Origin of the sequence: Duganella sp. CT11-25 (assembly GCF_047302815.1) — a bacterium.
Lineage (GTDB): Bacteria > Pseudomonadota > Gammaproteobacteria > Burkholderiales > Burkholderiaceae_D > Rugamonas.
Window position 1 is genome coordinate 6256711 of the sequence record NZ_JBKBFD010000001.1, and the last position, 14771, is coordinate 6271481.

Below are 14771 nucleotides of genomic sequence, written 5' to 3' on the forward strand. Positions count from 1 at the left end.
GGTTAGCAGGCCGCGCCCACGAGGGGCGGCTTTCTGAAGTGTGGTTTGTAGGCTTGATTAATAAAAATAAGGGGACACTATGGCAGCTAGTCTATGGTTTGCGGTTGCGTGCGGCATCATCGCCGTGGTTTATGGATTATGGTCGCGTAGCTGGATTTTGCGACAAGACGCGGGCAATCCGCGCATGCAGGAAATTGCACTTGCGATTCAACAGGGCGCCGCCGCCTATCTGGCGCGCCAGTACCGCACCATCGGCATCGTCGGGGTGGTGCTCCTCATCCTCATTGCCGTCTTGCTCGACATGAATACCGCGATCGGCTTCCTGATCGGCGCGGTGCTGTCCGGGGCTTGCGGCTTCATCGGCATGAACGTCTCGGTGCGCGCCAACGTGCGCACGGCGCAGGCGGCCACCAAGGGCATGAACGAAGCGCTCGACGTCGCCTTCAAGGGCGGCGCCATCACCGGCATGCTGGTGGTCGGACTGGGCCTGCTCGGCGTGGTGCTGTTCTATATGTTCCTGGTCGCCGGCGTGGCCGACAAGGGCGCCGATCTGCACAAGCTGATCGAGCCGCTGATCGGGCTGGCGTTCGGCGCCTCGCTGATTTCGATCTTCGCCCGCCTCGGCGGCGGCATCTTCACCAAGGGCGCCGACGTCGGCGCGGATTTGGTCGGCAAGGTGGAGGCGGGCATCCCCGAGGATGATCCGCGCAACCCGGCCGTGATCGCCGACAACGTCGGCGACAACGTCGGCGACTGCGCCGGCATGGCCGCCGACCTGTTTGAAACCTATGTGGTGACGCTGATCGCCACCATGCTGCTGGGCGCGCTGCTGATGGGCGCCGCCGGGCCGTCGGCGGTGGTGTATCCGCTGCTGCTGGGCGCGGTGTCCATCATCGCCTCCATCATCGGCTGCTCGATGGTCAAGGCCAAGCCGGGCAAGAAAATCATGTCGGCGCTGTACACCGGGCTGTGGTGGGCCGCCGGCCTGTCGCTGATCGGCTTTGCCGTGGTGACCTGGCAGGTCTGGCCGGACGACGCCATGCGCTACAAGATGATCGGCTGCACCGTGGTCGGCATCGTGCTGACCGGGCTGATGGTCTACATCACCGAGTATTACACCGGCACCGATTTCCATCCGGTCAAGCACATCGCCGAAGCGTCCACCACCGGCCACGGCACCAACATCATCGCCGGACTGGGCGTCTCGATGAAGTCGACCGCCTACCCGGTGCTGGCGGTGTGCGCGGCCATCCTGGTCTCCTACCAGCTGGGACAGTTGTACGGCGTGGCGATCGCCGCGACGGCCATGCTGTCGATGGCCGGCATCGTCGTGGCGCTGGACGCCTACGGCCCGATCACCGACAACGCCGGCGGCATCGCCGAGATGTCGGGCATGCCGGAATCGGTGCGCGCGATCACCGATCCGCTGGATGCGGTGGGCAACACCACCAAGGCCGTCACCAAGGGCTATGCGATCGGCTCGGCCGGCCTGGCCGCGCTGGTGCTGTTTGCCGACTACACGCACGCGCTGGAGTCGGCGGGCAAGAGCATCACCTTCGACCTGTCGAACCCGATGGTGATCGTCGGCCTGATCATCGGCGGCCTGATTCCCTACCTGTTCGCGGCGATGGCGATGGAAGCGGTGGGCCGCGCGGCCGGCGCCGTGGTGGTCGAGGTGCGCCGCCAGTTCCGCGACATCAAGGGCATCATGGACGGCAGCGGCAAGCCGGAATACGACAAGGCGGTCGACATGCTGACCGCGTCGGCCATCAAGGAAATGATCGTGCCGTCGCTGCTGCCGGTGGTGGTGCCGATTATCGTCGGCATGCTGCTGGGATCGGCCGCGCTGGGCGGCATGCTGATGGGCACCATCGTCACCGGCCTGTTCGTGGCGATCTCGATGACCACCGGCGGCGGCGCCTGGGATAACGCCAAGAAGTATATCGAGGACGGCCATTTCGGCGGCAAGGGCTCCGACGCGCACAAGGCGGCGGTCACCGGCGACACCGTCGGCGATCCGTACAAGGACACGGCCGGTCCGGCGGTCAATCCGCTGATCAAGATCATCAACATCGTGGCGCTGCTGCTGGTGCCGCTGTTGCCGGCGTCGGGCTGGCTGGCGGTCACGGCGCCGGTGGCCGCGATCCATGCGCCACCGCCGCCGGCGATGATGATGGCGCCGGGTGCCGGCATGGCCCCGGCCGATGCGCCGCCGCCACCGCCGCCGGACCGGCCGCTGACCGAAGGCGCCGGCCACCCGCCGCCGCCGGATGAACCGCCACCGGCCAAGTAAGCGTTACGAATTGTTTCTATGGCTTCCCTCCCGCACGATGCCTGCTAATGTGAGAGTAGGCGTAGTACTTCGCGAGGTGAAGCCATGAACATATTGAAACCGGCGCTGGCGGCGGCGTTCCTGCTGGGCGCATTATTGAGTTCAGATGCCTGGGCGCAAGGGCGAGGCGGTCACGGCGGCCATGGCGGGCACTGGAGCGGAAATGGCCATGCCGGACCGCATGCGGGCCATGGCCATGGCTATCACCACCATGGACGCGGCTTTGTTGGCGGCGGCGTGATCATCGGTGCGCCATTGATCTGGCCGCGCCGCTGGTACGGCGATCCCTTCTACGACAACTATTATTATCCCGGCTATTACCTCACGCCAGGGGATGGTCAAACGCTGTACTACTGCAATAGTCCGAGAGGCTACTACCCGAACGTCCAGGTCTGCCGCGTGCCGTGGCGTACAGTGATCTCCACCGTGGTGCCGCCGCCATGAGGATGGCCCCGATCATCCTGGGCTTGTTGCTGGCCGCCGGCGAGACGCTGGCGCAGTCCGATACGCCGCCGCCGTCGGCCGACGCGCAAGCCTACGCCCAGCTGCCGGTCTGCGCGCTGAGCAAGGACGGCAAGCGCCTGGCGGTCGAACCCTGCCGCACCGCGCCGGCGAAAGTGCCGATGCCGCGCCGTCCGGTGTATCAAATCATCCAGCCCATGCCCAAGGTGTCGCTTGCGCCGCAGGTGCGTATGCCGGCGATGCCGCCTTCCCAGCCGATCGAGACCTTGATGCATCCGCCCGGCGCGCCGGTGCCGGTGACCGGCTGCGATAGCGGCGGCTGCTACGACCCCGGCGGCAGGCGCCTGAACAACGCCGGTCCGGGTATCGTCACCACGCCATCCGGCAAAGTCTGCAGCCGCTCCGGCGCCTGGGTGCAGTGCTGAGATTCAGCCCGCGGCAAATTCAATCACCGGCTCGCACAGGATGGGGAAGTTGACCGAGTTGGCCACGTAGCATTTCTCGTGCGCCGTGTGATGCAGGCGCTCGGCCAGCGCCAGGTCGGCTCCGGCCGGGATCGTCACATGCGGGCGCAGCACGATCTGCGTGAAGCGGCCTTGCTCCGGGCTGTCCAGCATCGTGCCTTCGGCGTAATCGACATAGGCGCTGACGGCTATCCCCGCATCCGAGCACAGGTGCAGATACCACAGCTTGTGGCAGGCCGAGGCGGAGGCCAGCAGCAGATCCTCCGGATTCCAGCGCGCCGCATCGCCGCGGAACGCCGGATCCGACGAGCCGGGAATGTCCGGCTTGTCGCCCGCGCTGATGACGTGATCGCGCGCATAGTCGCGATAACCGGAAGTCCCGCTGCCCTGGTTGCCGGTCCACTCGACCTTCAGCTTGTATTTGTGCTCCATGACCGCCCCTGGTGGTTGTGAGTGCCGAATTATTGCACGATGCCGTCCCGATGCGCTCCGGGACCTTTCGCAACGTTTCATTACAATTGCCTTCGGCCGAAGTGAGAATGTGTGTATTTTGAGTACTGACTATCAAGCTATGATCCTTCAGTATTTTTACTTAACTTTACACAAATGTTGTCACCGGGTTCAACCGGCACTAGGGAAGCATGAAAGCACACAACTCAGCCCGATCCGTATTGCGTCGTTTGTTCTTGCGGGTTGCCGCAGGCTATGGCGATCACTTGTCCGCGCTGATCGAAAAGCGCGTGGAAATGAATATGGAGCAGATCGTCAACCAGCGCGTCGAAGCCTTGCTGGCGAAGCGGCTGTCGCCGACGATCTACCTGCCGCCGATCGACGTCCATCAGACGGCGGCCGAGCTGCCGTTCATGCAGTACTCGACCTGCTCGGCGGCGGATTTCTATCATCCGCGCTTCTCGGAGATCGCCCGCGACATGGGCATTCCACCGATGTTGCACCGTAAATTCTGGGAGTGGGCCTACATCGTGCACATCGCGCAAAGCCGTGGCGTGGTCGCGCCGGGCAAGCGCGCGCTGGGCTTCGGCGTCGGCGCCGAGCGCATGCCGGCCCTGTTTGCCAAGGGCGGCATGCAGGTGACCGCCACCGACGCGCCGCAAAGCGTGGACAACGCGCAGGGCTGGAGCACCAGCGGCCAGTACAGCAACGCGATCGAGGCCATTCCCTACAACGGCATCCTCGACAAGGAAACCTTCCTGGAGCGCGTGCATTTCCAGGAATGCGACATGAACAACATCGGCGACGATGTGCAGGGCTACGATTTCTGCTGGTCGTCGTGCGCGCTGGAGCACCTGGGCAGCTTGAAGCTGGGAATGGACTTCATCATCAACAGCGTCGAGAAAACGCTGAAGATCGGCGGCATCGCCTGCCACACCACCGAATTCAACCTGAGCTCCAACGGCACCACGGTGGAAAGCGGCGACACGGTCCTGTACCGCCGCAAGGACCTGGATGCGCTGATCGCGGAACTGAGACGGCGTGGCCACAAGGTCGACGAATTCGTCGTCGCGCCGGACGCCCACTTCCTCGACGGCTATGTGGATACGCCGCCGTTCGCCACGCCGACGCCAACCACCGGCCCGGCCCATTTGAAGCTGGAGCTGTACGGCTACGCCTGCACTTCGGTCGGCATCACCGTTCAGCGGGGGCGCTGAGCGGTCAGGCGGACGGCTGGCCGTGGAAGGCCTTGTTGGCGATCTTCCACCCATGTTCGGTTTTCAGCAGCACGAAGTAATCGATGAACTTCATGGCGCCATGCTCCAGCGTGACACGCGCGCTGGCGGCACTGCCGTGAACCTCGATCCAGTCGATGGTGCGCTTGCGCGTCTGCTCGTCGGCCGCGGGCGTTCCCTTGAAACGCTCGCAGTACACGTCGAGCGGCCACGATGTGAACACGCCTTCGCGCATCGATTCGATATGCGCGCTCGGCAGGAACGCCTGGCGCATGAAGTCGGCGTTGTCCTGGGCGTGGCCCTGGAAGTAGCTGCGCACGGGTTCCAGCGCAGCCAGTTGTTCGTCATTGAAAGTAGTCATGTGGTCTCCTGTTGGCGCATCGTACGTGACGGCGGCCTTGCTGTGCCGCTGCACAGGGCATAGCCGATATAGGCTGCGGCTGATGTGAGCGTGAGCAGGATGCCATCCTTGGCGAGGTTGGCCGATTCCCGTCATTAACCAGGAAGAAAGAAGAAAAATGCATCTCATACTCAACGGCATGGTCAGCTCCGGCTACGATGAGGGGCCTGGAAATCTGATCCTGACGCCCAGCTCGATCTTTGTTCTCAAGAACGGGGAGAAGCCTGGTATGTGGACAGCGCTCTATGGTGGCGTGATTGGCGCCGTGATCAGCAAATTCATCAATCGGAAAATGATGGAAGACACCCCGCCTGGCTTTCTCGATGATGCTGAACTGGCCGGCTTGAGCAAGAATGAGCGGCGCGTCTTGATGACCGCCGAGGTCCTGGTCAAGTATGATCGGCGCGCCCCGGCCTTTTCGGTCACGCCGACAGCCATGGGTTTCGCATTCAATGACGGTCTTACCGGAGCACGGTACAGCGGCTGGTTGCACAAGAAGAAAATAGCGCAGTTTCTCGGACACTGAAAGGCATACACCATTGATGCGTATCGCTCTCCCGATCATCCTGTTGCTGTCCTTATCGGGGTCTGCCATGGCGGACCCCGGCACGGATGAAACCCCGACCGAACCATCGCCCCAGCAAGTGGCGGTGGCAGGCACCAGGGATCCCGACTGGAAACCGTACCGCAAAATGCTGGCTGGTATCGACGCGTTCGACCACTACCACTCGCTGGCGCCCAAGGCGGAACTGAAATTCATCTTGCGCCCGCAACAGCCCAATCTGACGCTGGCTGATCTCAAGCTGCGCATTGTAGGCGACAGCACCAGCATCGAGGTCCCGATCGCGGCCGACTATACCTTCTCGGTGCCGCGCGACGAGTCGGCCGCCAAGGATGATGCCGACTTGCGGCTCAACAGCAAAAAAGGATTGTTCCGCTGGCGCCCGGACATCCGTACTCCAGGTGTTTCCGGTGGGACTCGCCGGCTGGGTGATCTGCGTCTGGAATGCGAGGTGCGCTGGGCGGTCGACAAGTTTGACGCCTCGTTTATTCAGCTCGCCTACCTGGTTCCCCTTGGCGGGGTTTGTCATACATCGAGAAGCCGGATTTTCTACGCGACCGCTTCCCCGATCGCGGGCGCAACGCTGGTATCGGGCACCCGCCGCGAAAAATTGCCGGCAGAGCGCCTGGATGCGAAGGACCGCACTCGCTACGCGCCACCGCTGCACGACCAAAGCTGGCCGGATGACACGCTGGTCGAATTTGATCTCCCGGCGCCGACTAGCGCCGCCGCAGCCGATGCGGCGAAAAATTGAGCTGGCCGCAACCAATAGCTGACCTTTGAAAACTAAGATGGTAATGGCGCCTGAGCGTGAAAAAGAGTACGACGAATTGTTGGCTTACGTGGGCCACTTCGCTGCCGTCGTTTGGAAGATTAGTCCGACAGCGGAAATTCATCCAGCAAAAACCATTGAAAAAGTGATGAAACAGTTCGGAAAATCCAAAGCTCTAGTAGGCTTACGCCAAGCTGCAAACGACACTATCGAAGACACGAGCAACTGGAGCAATGAAGCGAAATACGCTATAGACGAAGAGTTCAAGTCAGCCGGAATTGTCACCGTTTCAGAAATTGCGCGTCGATACTCTGCGAGCTATAAGCGTATCCTCAAGCGAGGGATCATCAAAAATGAAACTGAATACTATCTCATCAATGCTGCGCTGATTGACCAGGGAAATGCGATTACAGATGACGAGCGAACCCTTCTGCAAAAGCTTGTAGAAACGTACGAAGCAAGTGTTTGATTTCCGGAACCGGCCATTTGCGGACGGTCAAAACAACTAAACATTAAATATTAAATCGCATTCACATATGGACTACGACCCACTTTCCGAAGTTATTGATGAGCCGCTTTCAATAGATACTTCGATTCTCGAAGAGTTGAAGGCATTTCGCCAGGCTGACAAACTTGACAATCTGCCTGGCACCGACACGGCTGCTGAAAAGGCCAGGTTGTCGGATGTACTGAACGGTCTTCTGGACCGCTTGCTTTACGATGTCGAGGCGCACCCCAGCAAGCTTTGGGTGCTGACTGAATTTCAAAAAGCGCTGGTACTGGTGGAAGGAGAGGATACCGAAGGGCGTGAGCATTTCGGTATCGAGATGGAAAATATTATGGACATCTTGGGTATCGAAAGCTCGGATGGCTTGCTCTCCGCTTACCTGGGCGGTTTTTGAGTCCTTGGGCATCAGCCGGCCAGTTGCGGCCGTTCATCAGGTGACCGCTCGATGAGGAAGAATTGATGTACAAATGCGTTAAACTTCTCGTGATTTTAGTCATACTTTTCAGCTCATTACGTGCAAACGCATCTGTTCCGCCAGAATATAAGGAGCCAACGAGGGCAGAAATGAAGAGCTTGGGTTTTAAGTACAGGCTTCTGAAAGGCGCTTCCGGGTCGACAATGAATTGGCATTTTCCAAAGAGTGTACGCGGGGAGCGATTTGCTCTAGTCCCACATTCGACCACGGTTATCGTAAGAAATTTGGCTGGCGAGGAGATTGCGAGGACCACCAACTGGGTTGCAGGAAATAATTTTATGTCAATCGAGACATCATACGATCACAAGGTCTCCGATGTGTCCATGTCAATCACGTATGCATGCGCAAGCAAGGGTGACAGCGGATGCTACGGGGCTACGACATTAAGTATTCCGTCCGTCTCAAAATTTATGGATGCGAACCCTGATCTTGTAAATTTGCGGCCAAAATGCCGGAACATAACAAGCATGGTTATAGATTACACTAAATATGAAAGTGATGAGTATCCTTAAATCGCTTGGGCCGGGTTCGGCCAAATTCGGTCATTGAGATACAAAGTAAGCAAGTTCACCGATGCTCGGAATTAATCTATTTTACAAAGGAAACTATGGGCTCGTTCAGCATATGGCATTGGATAATCCTATTTATGATGTTCTTCGCTTTTCCAATCGCTTATATCATTCCAGCATGGAAAATCGTTAAAAAGGCAGGCTATTCTGGATTTTGGTCTCTTCTAGGTTTCGTTCCGGTACTAAACTTCATCATGTTATGGGTCTTTGCTTTTAGCTCGTGGCCCCGGGACCGAGCGTAAAATTATTTTTCCGCAACCGGCCAATAGCTGCCTTTGACTTTATTATTGAAATTTATTAATTAAAAAATGGAAGAAAAAACTCCTGCAGAAGAATTCATGGCATGGGTGAAATTGCCTAGCCCTAGTCAAAAATTATTGAGATGGTGTGTGCTCATTCCTAGTGTTGCGACTATTTTCCTATTTTCGCAACTAATTCTTCTCTTTGTGCTTTCTCTGATTTCAAATGGAAACAACCAAGATATAGTTTCTTGGGCCATGAATATTTTGAACGCAGCATTTGTTCCGTTTCTTATAATTAGATACGGTACGCCTATAGCACCATCATTTCACAGAAATATCAGCATTGCTCTTGCATTCGTCGCGATATTTGTGGTCGCCTTCTCGCGGCTCGCTTTTGAATTGTCCCATCCTTCTGAAACGAATTGGCGGTACGCTTGGCTCGCTGTAGGGGCGGCTATTTGTTGTGTTAGTGTGTGGCGTGGCATGCAGGATGTAAGCCGTAAAATGTCGCTAACCGAAAAATCGTCCTCATAGAATGACTGTATATAGTGAAGACCCATCGCTCAAGCTGCAATCGGCCAGAAGCAGACGGCCCCACGCCACGAAGAAGGATTTTGAAATGCAGCGGAAAACGCTTTTACTGATTATCTTCCTTTCATGGCTGTTTGGCGGTTTAATTTACGGTTGGATAGATGTCTCTGATACGATGAACGATTTAAGAATGAATCCGTCTCCAGACCTCTATGCAAACAACTTCGGATTTCAGCTAATCGCCTTTATGCTCACTAAAGGCATGGCAGCACTGTTCATCTTAGGAATTGGACTCGTTGCGGGTCTGTTTTACACCGGCAAGCGCCAACCCTAACCATTGGCGGTAACCGGCTGCGGACCGTCAAATTCAATAATCAAGGTACAACTGATGCTTCCCTTCTTAATCGAGAGTCGCCTACCTGCCGTTCGATTGTTTGAACTAGACGACGGCCGCTTCCAGCTCTTGGAGGCTGCGGAAATAGGTCCCTTTTTTCCCGGGTATGGCTACCTACTTGTAGAGCGAGAACTGGCAGAGTTTCTGATCGAACTTGATGTTGAACGAATCGTTTGCGCAGATGCTGTACTGTTTGACAGGCCCTCAGGCAGGGAATTTCGGACACACGTACGTGTCCAGGTCCGGCAGTATTTCACCTCAGCGCAAATCAACGACCTTGACGTCACTGGCCTGCGTCTTTTAACGATGAATGACGAGTATTATTTTGTAAGTCCTGCGCTGGAGGAAAGGTTGGAACAGACCTCGTTTGACTACCTTTGCTTTAGCCACGGATTGGAAGGATTTGCGGGTGTGCAAGCGTAAAATCGCTCTGCGATTTTCGGCCAATAGCTGCCGGTTAATATTTAAGCGAAACGAATTGTTATGGGTACAAAACTAGAGCCAAAGGATGAGGAGCTTTACCGTAGGGTGGATGAGGTTCTACACTACATTTGGGATCCGATTGGCGTGTCCGGGATTCCCCAGGCGCGCGACGAATATTATTCCTACTTGCCAGGCGTATTCCAAATGGTGAAAGACAAGGCAGCGGCGGATATCATCGCGCAGTATCTGACAGATATCGTTGTGAATAGAATGGGTCTGAGAGGAACTACAGAGAACGCCCTTGAGGTTGTAAGTGTTCTCCAAGATTGGCAAGAGGCACTTGATAAGAAGTACAGTGTCCGATGACGCAAACCGGCCAGAAGCTGACGCTGTAATATTTTGTGAGGTTTGCGAATTGAACGCGAAATTAAACGATGTGAAGATTGTTCTAGCGAAAAATGAAACCATCGTTTTGTTTGAATTCCTACAGAGGTTCAGCGATACTGATGAGTTAAAGATTGTCGATACCGCAGAAGAGCAGGTTCTTTGGAAATTGTGTGGAATTCTAGAAAAACAATTATCCGAGCCGTTTGATATTGGCTACCTTGAGATTCTTGAAGCGGCCCGTCGAGAGCTTAGAGGAGAATGAGCGCCAAGGGGATTTCAGGTAGGCGGCAATCAGTCGTCTCTCGGCCAAAAGCAGACGATTCGTACTACGTGACTACCTCAATGATCAGCCTAGTAAAATAGCATGAGAAAAATATTTTTTATATCAATATTGTTTATCGCTAAACTAGCATTTGGTGCAGATGAAATTACGCTTCCCCCGGAGGGTTTTTCCTCGGCTGAAAGCATACGCAAATGTGAAGTCCAATTAGCTCAATTGGAAAGCTATCAGAAGAAGGTGAGCGAAACGGCAAATGGCTACACGAAAATAGATCCAAATGCAGATTCATTTATTTATGTTTTTACTACTCCGGCGGAACCTGCTCACCCAGCCATGATAAGAATCACGCTCCACCGCATGGCTGATTTTCGCCATCCCGCGCAGAGTGAAATCGAGACTTTTGGCTCCTACGCAGGCAAAGAAGATGATTTTCTCGCATGGGGAAGCCGCATTACATATGATCTAGGAAGGGGTTTTGGCGATGCAGTGAATGGCAATAAGTAGCCGCTTTCAAGACTTGACTTGTGCCGCAATCGGCTATGGATTCAATCGGTCATTGCGTTTCGGACTATGAAGTGTTTTCGTAATAATCTATTTTTGGAATTATGAGTTCATTGGAAATTCTTTCTTTTCAATATCTCTGGGACGGTCTCAGCCTGGCTGGGTGCTGACGCGCCTCTATGGGAATTATGTCGAACTATCGCTGAAGTTTGAACAAACCGATGGCCCATCGCCTCGAGAAGTTATGGCGGCGAGGCGTTCTGTGTCGGAATTTAAATCTCTTCCGCTTAATCAAGTAATTGAGCGGTTGCGCGGATGTCCGATCTTTTTTCTAGGACGATTTGAGTCCAGGTATGCTCGTAGAGTGGCGGACGCTTGTCGCAACGAAGGTTTGATCGTGTTGGAAAAAATTCTCGATGTCCTCCGATTCCTGCCGACAAACGAGATAACAAACTCAGTTTTGGTGATCGAGGATGACGAATTGGCAAAGTGTGTGTACGATTCGGCGCTTCAACATGGTATCCCTCTCCGACACGTTGAGAATTAGGCGAGCAGCCCGATCTGACCGCGTACAGTCGGCCAGAACCAGTCATTCAATGTGTTAAGCGCATCCATGAAATCTGACCTTGAGAATTTGCTTAGAGAATCGAGAGCTTGGTTGATCTCTCAGGAATCGCCGACTTCGCAAAGCCAAAAATGGTATGCGCTCGGTAATTTCAAATCGTTTCTCGACAGGGTTGAATTGGCACCTACCGAGGCAGGAATTGTGCGCGCTGTTCACGCACTACGCCACCACATTGTGGACCAGTTCGACTGGTCTGCTGACTACTGCAAAGACATTTCAGAATTCTGTGACCGCGCAGACAGAATTCGGAGACAATACAAAACGGACCGATAGCCACAAGCTGCCGATTGATTTTTTTGGTTTGAAAATGAGGAGTTTTCCATTGATGAGGCTAGTCAGACGACGTTTTATGATCGCAGGGACTATTGCGCTTCTCGTCGTCAGTGGATATACGCTTAGGAATTACTTAAAAGCAGAGCCTTTGCTTGGGCAGGTCGAAGACTTCTCGTCGCCGGACAATCGATTGGTGGCAACCTTGGAAGAGCTAGACAATGGACTAGGCTTCGGTCAAGGAATGCTGTACGACGAAATTCACATTCACCGCCCGGATGAAATAATCGCTGACCATGACGACGATGATAGGTCCGCAATATTTTACGCAAACTCGATGGGACGGCAAAGCGCTGAAAAGCCGAAAATCAAGTGGGTTGACTCATCGCACTTGCTGATAGTTTATAGCTCTCAAAGAATCAATGGCGGAGCACCCGGCAAAACAATTGAAGAATACCGTGGTATTCGGATTAGTTACAGCCCGAGCCCATAAATGGAAGGTCCGCAACGGGGTGCGGATTCAACCGGTCGATGCGACATACTATACTGCTTAGGCAGGAGGAGTGTTGCGATGAAGAACAGACCTCGAATCTATTACACGGAAGAGCAAAAGGCAATGATGTGGGAACGCTGGCGTAAAGGTGAGTCGCTGCAGCATATCGCTCAACTGTTCGACCGAAATCACTCATCAATTCAGAGAATTCTGGCTGAGACTGGCGGAATAAGTCCAGCTCAGCGCTGCCGCTCCAGATTGGCGCTGACATCGGCCGAGCGCGAAGAAATTTCGCGCTCTTTGGTGACTGGAGCATCACTTCGTTCGATAGCAGTTTCTCTCGGTCGCGCCCCGTCCACGATCAGTCGAGAAGTCAAACGTAATGGCTGGCTGACGTGCTATCGAGCAAACCAAGCTGATACGCGTGCCTGGGATCGAGCGCGACGCCCCAAGCGTTGTAGACTGATGGAGAACCCAACGCTGGCCGGGATCGTGGCCGATAAGCTCCAACTTGAATGGTCACCGGAACAGATCGCTGGATGGCTCAAGCACACTTATCATGGCGATGAGGCTCATCACGTGTCACACGAAACGATTTACCGTAGCCTGTACATACAGGCCCGTGGTGCATTGAAGAAGGAGCTCACTGAGCATTTGCGGCGCACTCGCGTAATGCGCCGCTCACGCCACCATACCCAGAAAACAGAGGATCACGGCCGAATCAGTGACGCGGTATCGATTAGCGAACGTCCCGCCACAGCAGAAGATCGGGCAGTTCCTGGGCATTGGGAAGGCGATCTTTTGTGTGGTAGCCATAACAGCCAAATCGTTACGCTGGTTGAACGCCAAACACGCTATGTGATGCTGGTGAAGGTCGCGCGTAAGGATTCAGAAACGGTTGTGAATGCGTTAATCCAGCATGCTATGAAGCTGCCGCAAGAACTCTACAAGTCGCTTACGTGGGATAGAGGTCCAGAGTTGGCCGAGCACAAGCGCTTCAAGCTGGCGACCGATATCCAAGTCTTTTTTTGCGATCCAAGAAATCCTTGGCAACGTGGGTCGAATGAAAACACCAATGGCTTGCTGAGACAGTATTTACCAAAGGGGCTGGATCTATCCAGTTACTCGCAAGGCCAGCTCGACGCCATCGCCAATCGCCTGAATGAACGACCAAGAAAAACGTTAGACTACGAAACGCCGGCGCAACGGTTTTATCAATGCGTTGCATCGACCGGTTGAATCCGCAGGCGGTAGCCGCCGGTCATCTGACATGACGTCTCGGGGCATCTCGCAATCACTGCACCTAAGGAAACCATCGACACTCTATTTTTGCATTTGTCTTCAGACAGTTCATGGGGGCGAGCGCTCCTGAATAATTGACATCCGTCGCTGGGCCAGTAGCGGTCTACCGACGAGCACTTAAATTTAAGAAGAACTTGGAAATGAAAAACATCAAATTATTTCAAAATGACTCAGCGTATTTTTTTCTTCCTCTGGTTTTGGTACTCACAGGATGCGCGGGTTTAGCCCCTATGGAGACAACTTACCATCCTCCAAATCCAAATAATTCGTTAGTGGTTTTTGCTCCCCAGCGGACAACCACACCAATTTATGTCGAAGTATGTGAGAAGCAAAAGTGGGAGAGGGCCGCTACCATCGGACATGGACTCGTCTCTGTCGGAAGAGTTGTGATGGATGAACGGTTAGACGGCGCATCCCAGCCTGGCGCCACCCCTCTCTCCGACACTGCGACTATTTTGATTCCCGTCGATCAAGAGGTGAAGATTCGAGTCAGATCGAATCCCGAATTGATAAGCGGCAGTGCAATCGGCTTCGGAACGGTTGAATCCTGTGAAATCCCTCTGGTCTTCAAATCTGAACAGGGGGTCAGCTACAAAACCACGTGGGGACGCACTCCGCAGAAATGTGGACTTTCTCCTTTGAAATCGTCTCGGAATAACAAAGGGGAAATGGTAGAGGGCATAGTTGCTACCGAAAAGACGTCATGTTAGCCAGATTCTAGTCCTCGCGAGCGGCAGCCGCCAGTCATCTGACATGACGTATCAGGCCATGTCAGGGACGGTGCCGATAACGGGCGTCCGGCGTCGCGGCCGGACAGGGCGTTACTTCTTCATTTCATCCTTGGCCATGGCGTCCTTTTTCATCTCGTCCTTGGCCATCTTGTCTTTCTTCATCTCGTCCTTGGCCATTTTGTCCTGGTGCGCGGGTTTTTTCATGGCGTCTTTTTTCATGCCATCCTTGGCCATGGCATCTTTCGCCATGGCGTCCTTGGACATATCATCCTTTTTCATGGCGTCCTGGGCGTAAACGGCGCCCGACATCATCAGGCATGCGGCGATCAGCGCGGTGGTCATTTTGTTCATGGTGATTTCCTC

At 55.0% G+C, this 14771-nt stretch carries 19 protein-coding genes; 16 read left to right on the forward strand and 3 right to left on the reverse strand.

The genetic code is table 11. The features are described 5' to 3' along the window. Positions 1 to 79 precede the first annotated feature (79 nt). From ACEN9F_RS27130 to ACEN9F_RS27140, 3 genes are all read left to right on the forward strand, one after another. The gene (locus ACEN9F_RS27130) at positions 80 to 2293 is read left to right on the forward strand and encodes a sodium-translocating pyrophosphatase (RefSeq protein ID WP_413425165.1); all 2214 of its coding nucleotides are present in this window, start codon (positions 80 to 82) and stop codon (positions 2291 to 2293) included. 84 nt (positions 2294 to 2377) lie between these two features. After that, positions 2378 to 2776: a hypothetical protein gene (locus tag ACEN9F_RS27135; protein WP_413425167.1), complete on the forward strand. Its 399-nt coding sequence runs from the start codon at positions 2378 to 2380 to the stop codon at positions 2774 to 2776. Beyond that, entirely contained in the window at positions 2773 to 3219 is a 447-nt protein-coding gene (locus ACEN9F_RS27140) for a hypothetical protein (RefSeq protein WP_413425169.1), read from the forward strand. Before ACEN9F_RS27135 ends, ACEN9F_RS27140 begins: the two co-directional genes overlap by 4 nt. 3 nt (positions 3220 to 3222) lie before the next feature. Here the strand turns inward: ACEN9F_RS27140 and ACEN9F_RS27145 are convergent, their stop codons facing one another. After that, a complete protein-coding gene (locus ACEN9F_RS27145; RefSeq protein WP_413425171.1) occupies positions 3223 to 3690 on the reverse strand; it encodes an OsmC family protein in 468 nt (155 codons plus the stop codon). A 284-nt stretch (positions 3691 to 3974) separates the two neighbouring features. Here ACEN9F_RS27145 and ACEN9F_RS27150 point away from each other — a divergent pair, with 284 nt between their 5' ends. Further along, entirely contained in the window at positions 3975 to 4925 is a 951-nt protein-coding gene (locus ACEN9F_RS27150; RefSeq protein ID WP_413425173.1) for a hypothetical protein, read from the forward strand. Positions 4926 to 4929: 4 nt separating this feature from the next. Here the strand turns inward: ACEN9F_RS27150 and ACEN9F_RS27155 are convergent, their stop codons facing one another. Beyond that, positions 4930 to 5304 (reverse strand): nuclear transport factor 2 family protein, encoded by a 375-nt coding sequence (locus ACEN9F_RS27155; RefSeq protein ID WP_413425174.1) that lies wholly within the window; start codon positions 5302 to 5304, stop codon positions 4930 to 4932. A 157-nt stretch (positions 5305 to 5461) separates the two neighbouring features. On the opposite strand from ACEN9F_RS27155, the gene ACEN9F_RS27160 reads away from it, so the two are divergent. From ACEN9F_RS27160 to ACEN9F_RS27215, 12 genes are all read left to right on the forward strand, one after another. Next, complete coding sequence (locus ACEN9F_RS27160; RefSeq protein ID WP_413425176.1) at positions 5462 to 5869, forward strand: hypothetical protein; 408 nt, start codon at positions 5462 to 5464, stop codon at positions 5867 to 5869. 16 nt (positions 5870 to 5885) lie between these two features. Beyond that, positions 5886 to 6659 carry a hypothetical protein gene (locus ACEN9F_RS27165; protein ID WP_413425178.1) on the forward strand — a complete coding sequence of 258 codons (774 nt, stop codon included), beginning with the start codon at positions 5886 to 5888 and terminating at the stop codon, positions 6657 to 6659. Between the two features lie 25 nt (positions 6660 to 6684). Beyond that, positions 6685 to 7146 carry a hypothetical protein gene (locus tag ACEN9F_RS27170; RefSeq protein ID WP_413425180.1) on the forward strand — a complete coding sequence of 154 codons (462 nt, stop codon included), beginning with the start codon at positions 6685 to 6687 and terminating at the stop codon, positions 7144 to 7146. A gap of 67 nt (positions 7147 to 7213) precedes the next feature. Continuing rightward, positions 7214 to 7579: a DUF4844 domain-containing protein gene (locus tag ACEN9F_RS27175; RefSeq protein ID WP_413425182.1), complete on the forward strand. Its 366-nt coding sequence runs from the start codon at positions 7214 to 7216 to the stop codon at positions 7577 to 7579. Between the two features lie 1511 nt (positions 7580 to 9090). Continuing rightward, on the forward strand, positions 9091 to 9336 hold the full coding sequence (locus ACEN9F_RS27180) for a hypothetical protein (RefSeq protein ID WP_413425184.1): 246 nt from the start codon (positions 9091 to 9093) through the stop codon (positions 9334 to 9336). A 54-nt stretch (positions 9337 to 9390) separates the two neighbouring features. Beyond that, on the forward strand, positions 9391 to 9819 hold the full coding sequence (locus ACEN9F_RS27185) for a hypothetical protein (protein WP_413425186.1): 429 nt from the start codon (positions 9391 to 9393) through the stop codon (positions 9817 to 9819). A gap of 60 nt (positions 9820 to 9879) precedes the next feature. Then, positions 9880 to 10185 carry a hypothetical protein gene (locus ACEN9F_RS27190; protein WP_413425188.1) on the forward strand — a complete coding sequence of 102 codons (306 nt, stop codon included), beginning with the start codon at positions 9880 to 9882 and terminating at the stop codon, positions 10183 to 10185. Continuing rightward, positions 10175 to 10468, forward strand: coding sequence for a hypothetical protein (locus tag ACEN9F_RS27195; protein WP_413425190.1), 294 nt, complete (start codon positions 10175 to 10177; stop codon positions 10466 to 10468). The genes ACEN9F_RS27190 and ACEN9F_RS27195 overlap by 11 nt, the downstream gene beginning before the upstream one ends. Before the next feature lie 102 nt (positions 10469 to 10570). Further along, on the forward strand, positions 10571 to 10990 hold the full coding sequence (locus tag ACEN9F_RS27200) for a hypothetical protein (RefSeq protein WP_413425192.1): 420 nt from the start codon (positions 10571 to 10573) through the stop codon (positions 10988 to 10990). 848 nt (positions 10991 to 11838) lie between these two features. Further along, positions 11839 to 12375, forward strand: a complete 537-nt coding sequence (locus ACEN9F_RS27205) for a hypothetical protein (protein ID WP_413425194.1) — start codon at positions 11839 to 11841, stop codon at positions 12373 to 12375. Positions 12376 to 12453: 78 nt separating this feature from the next. Continuing rightward, positions 12454 to 13614, forward strand: a complete 1161-nt coding sequence (locus ACEN9F_RS27210) for an IS30 family transposase (RefSeq protein ID WP_413425196.1) — start codon at positions 12454 to 12456, stop codon at positions 13612 to 13614. 203 nt (positions 13615 to 13817) lie between these two features. Further along, positions 13818 to 14387 (forward strand): hypothetical protein, encoded by a 570-nt coding sequence (locus ACEN9F_RS27215; RefSeq protein WP_413425198.1) that lies wholly within the window; start codon positions 13818 to 13820, stop codon positions 14385 to 14387. A 111-nt stretch (positions 14388 to 14498) separates the two neighbouring features. On the opposite strand, the gene ACEN9F_RS27220 is transcribed toward ACEN9F_RS27215, so the two are convergent. Next, entirely contained in the window at positions 14499 to 14759 is a 261-nt protein-coding gene (locus ACEN9F_RS27220; protein ID WP_413425200.1) for a pentapeptide MXKDX repeat protein, read from the reverse strand. Between the last annotated feature and the right edge of the window lie 12 nt (positions 14760 to 14771).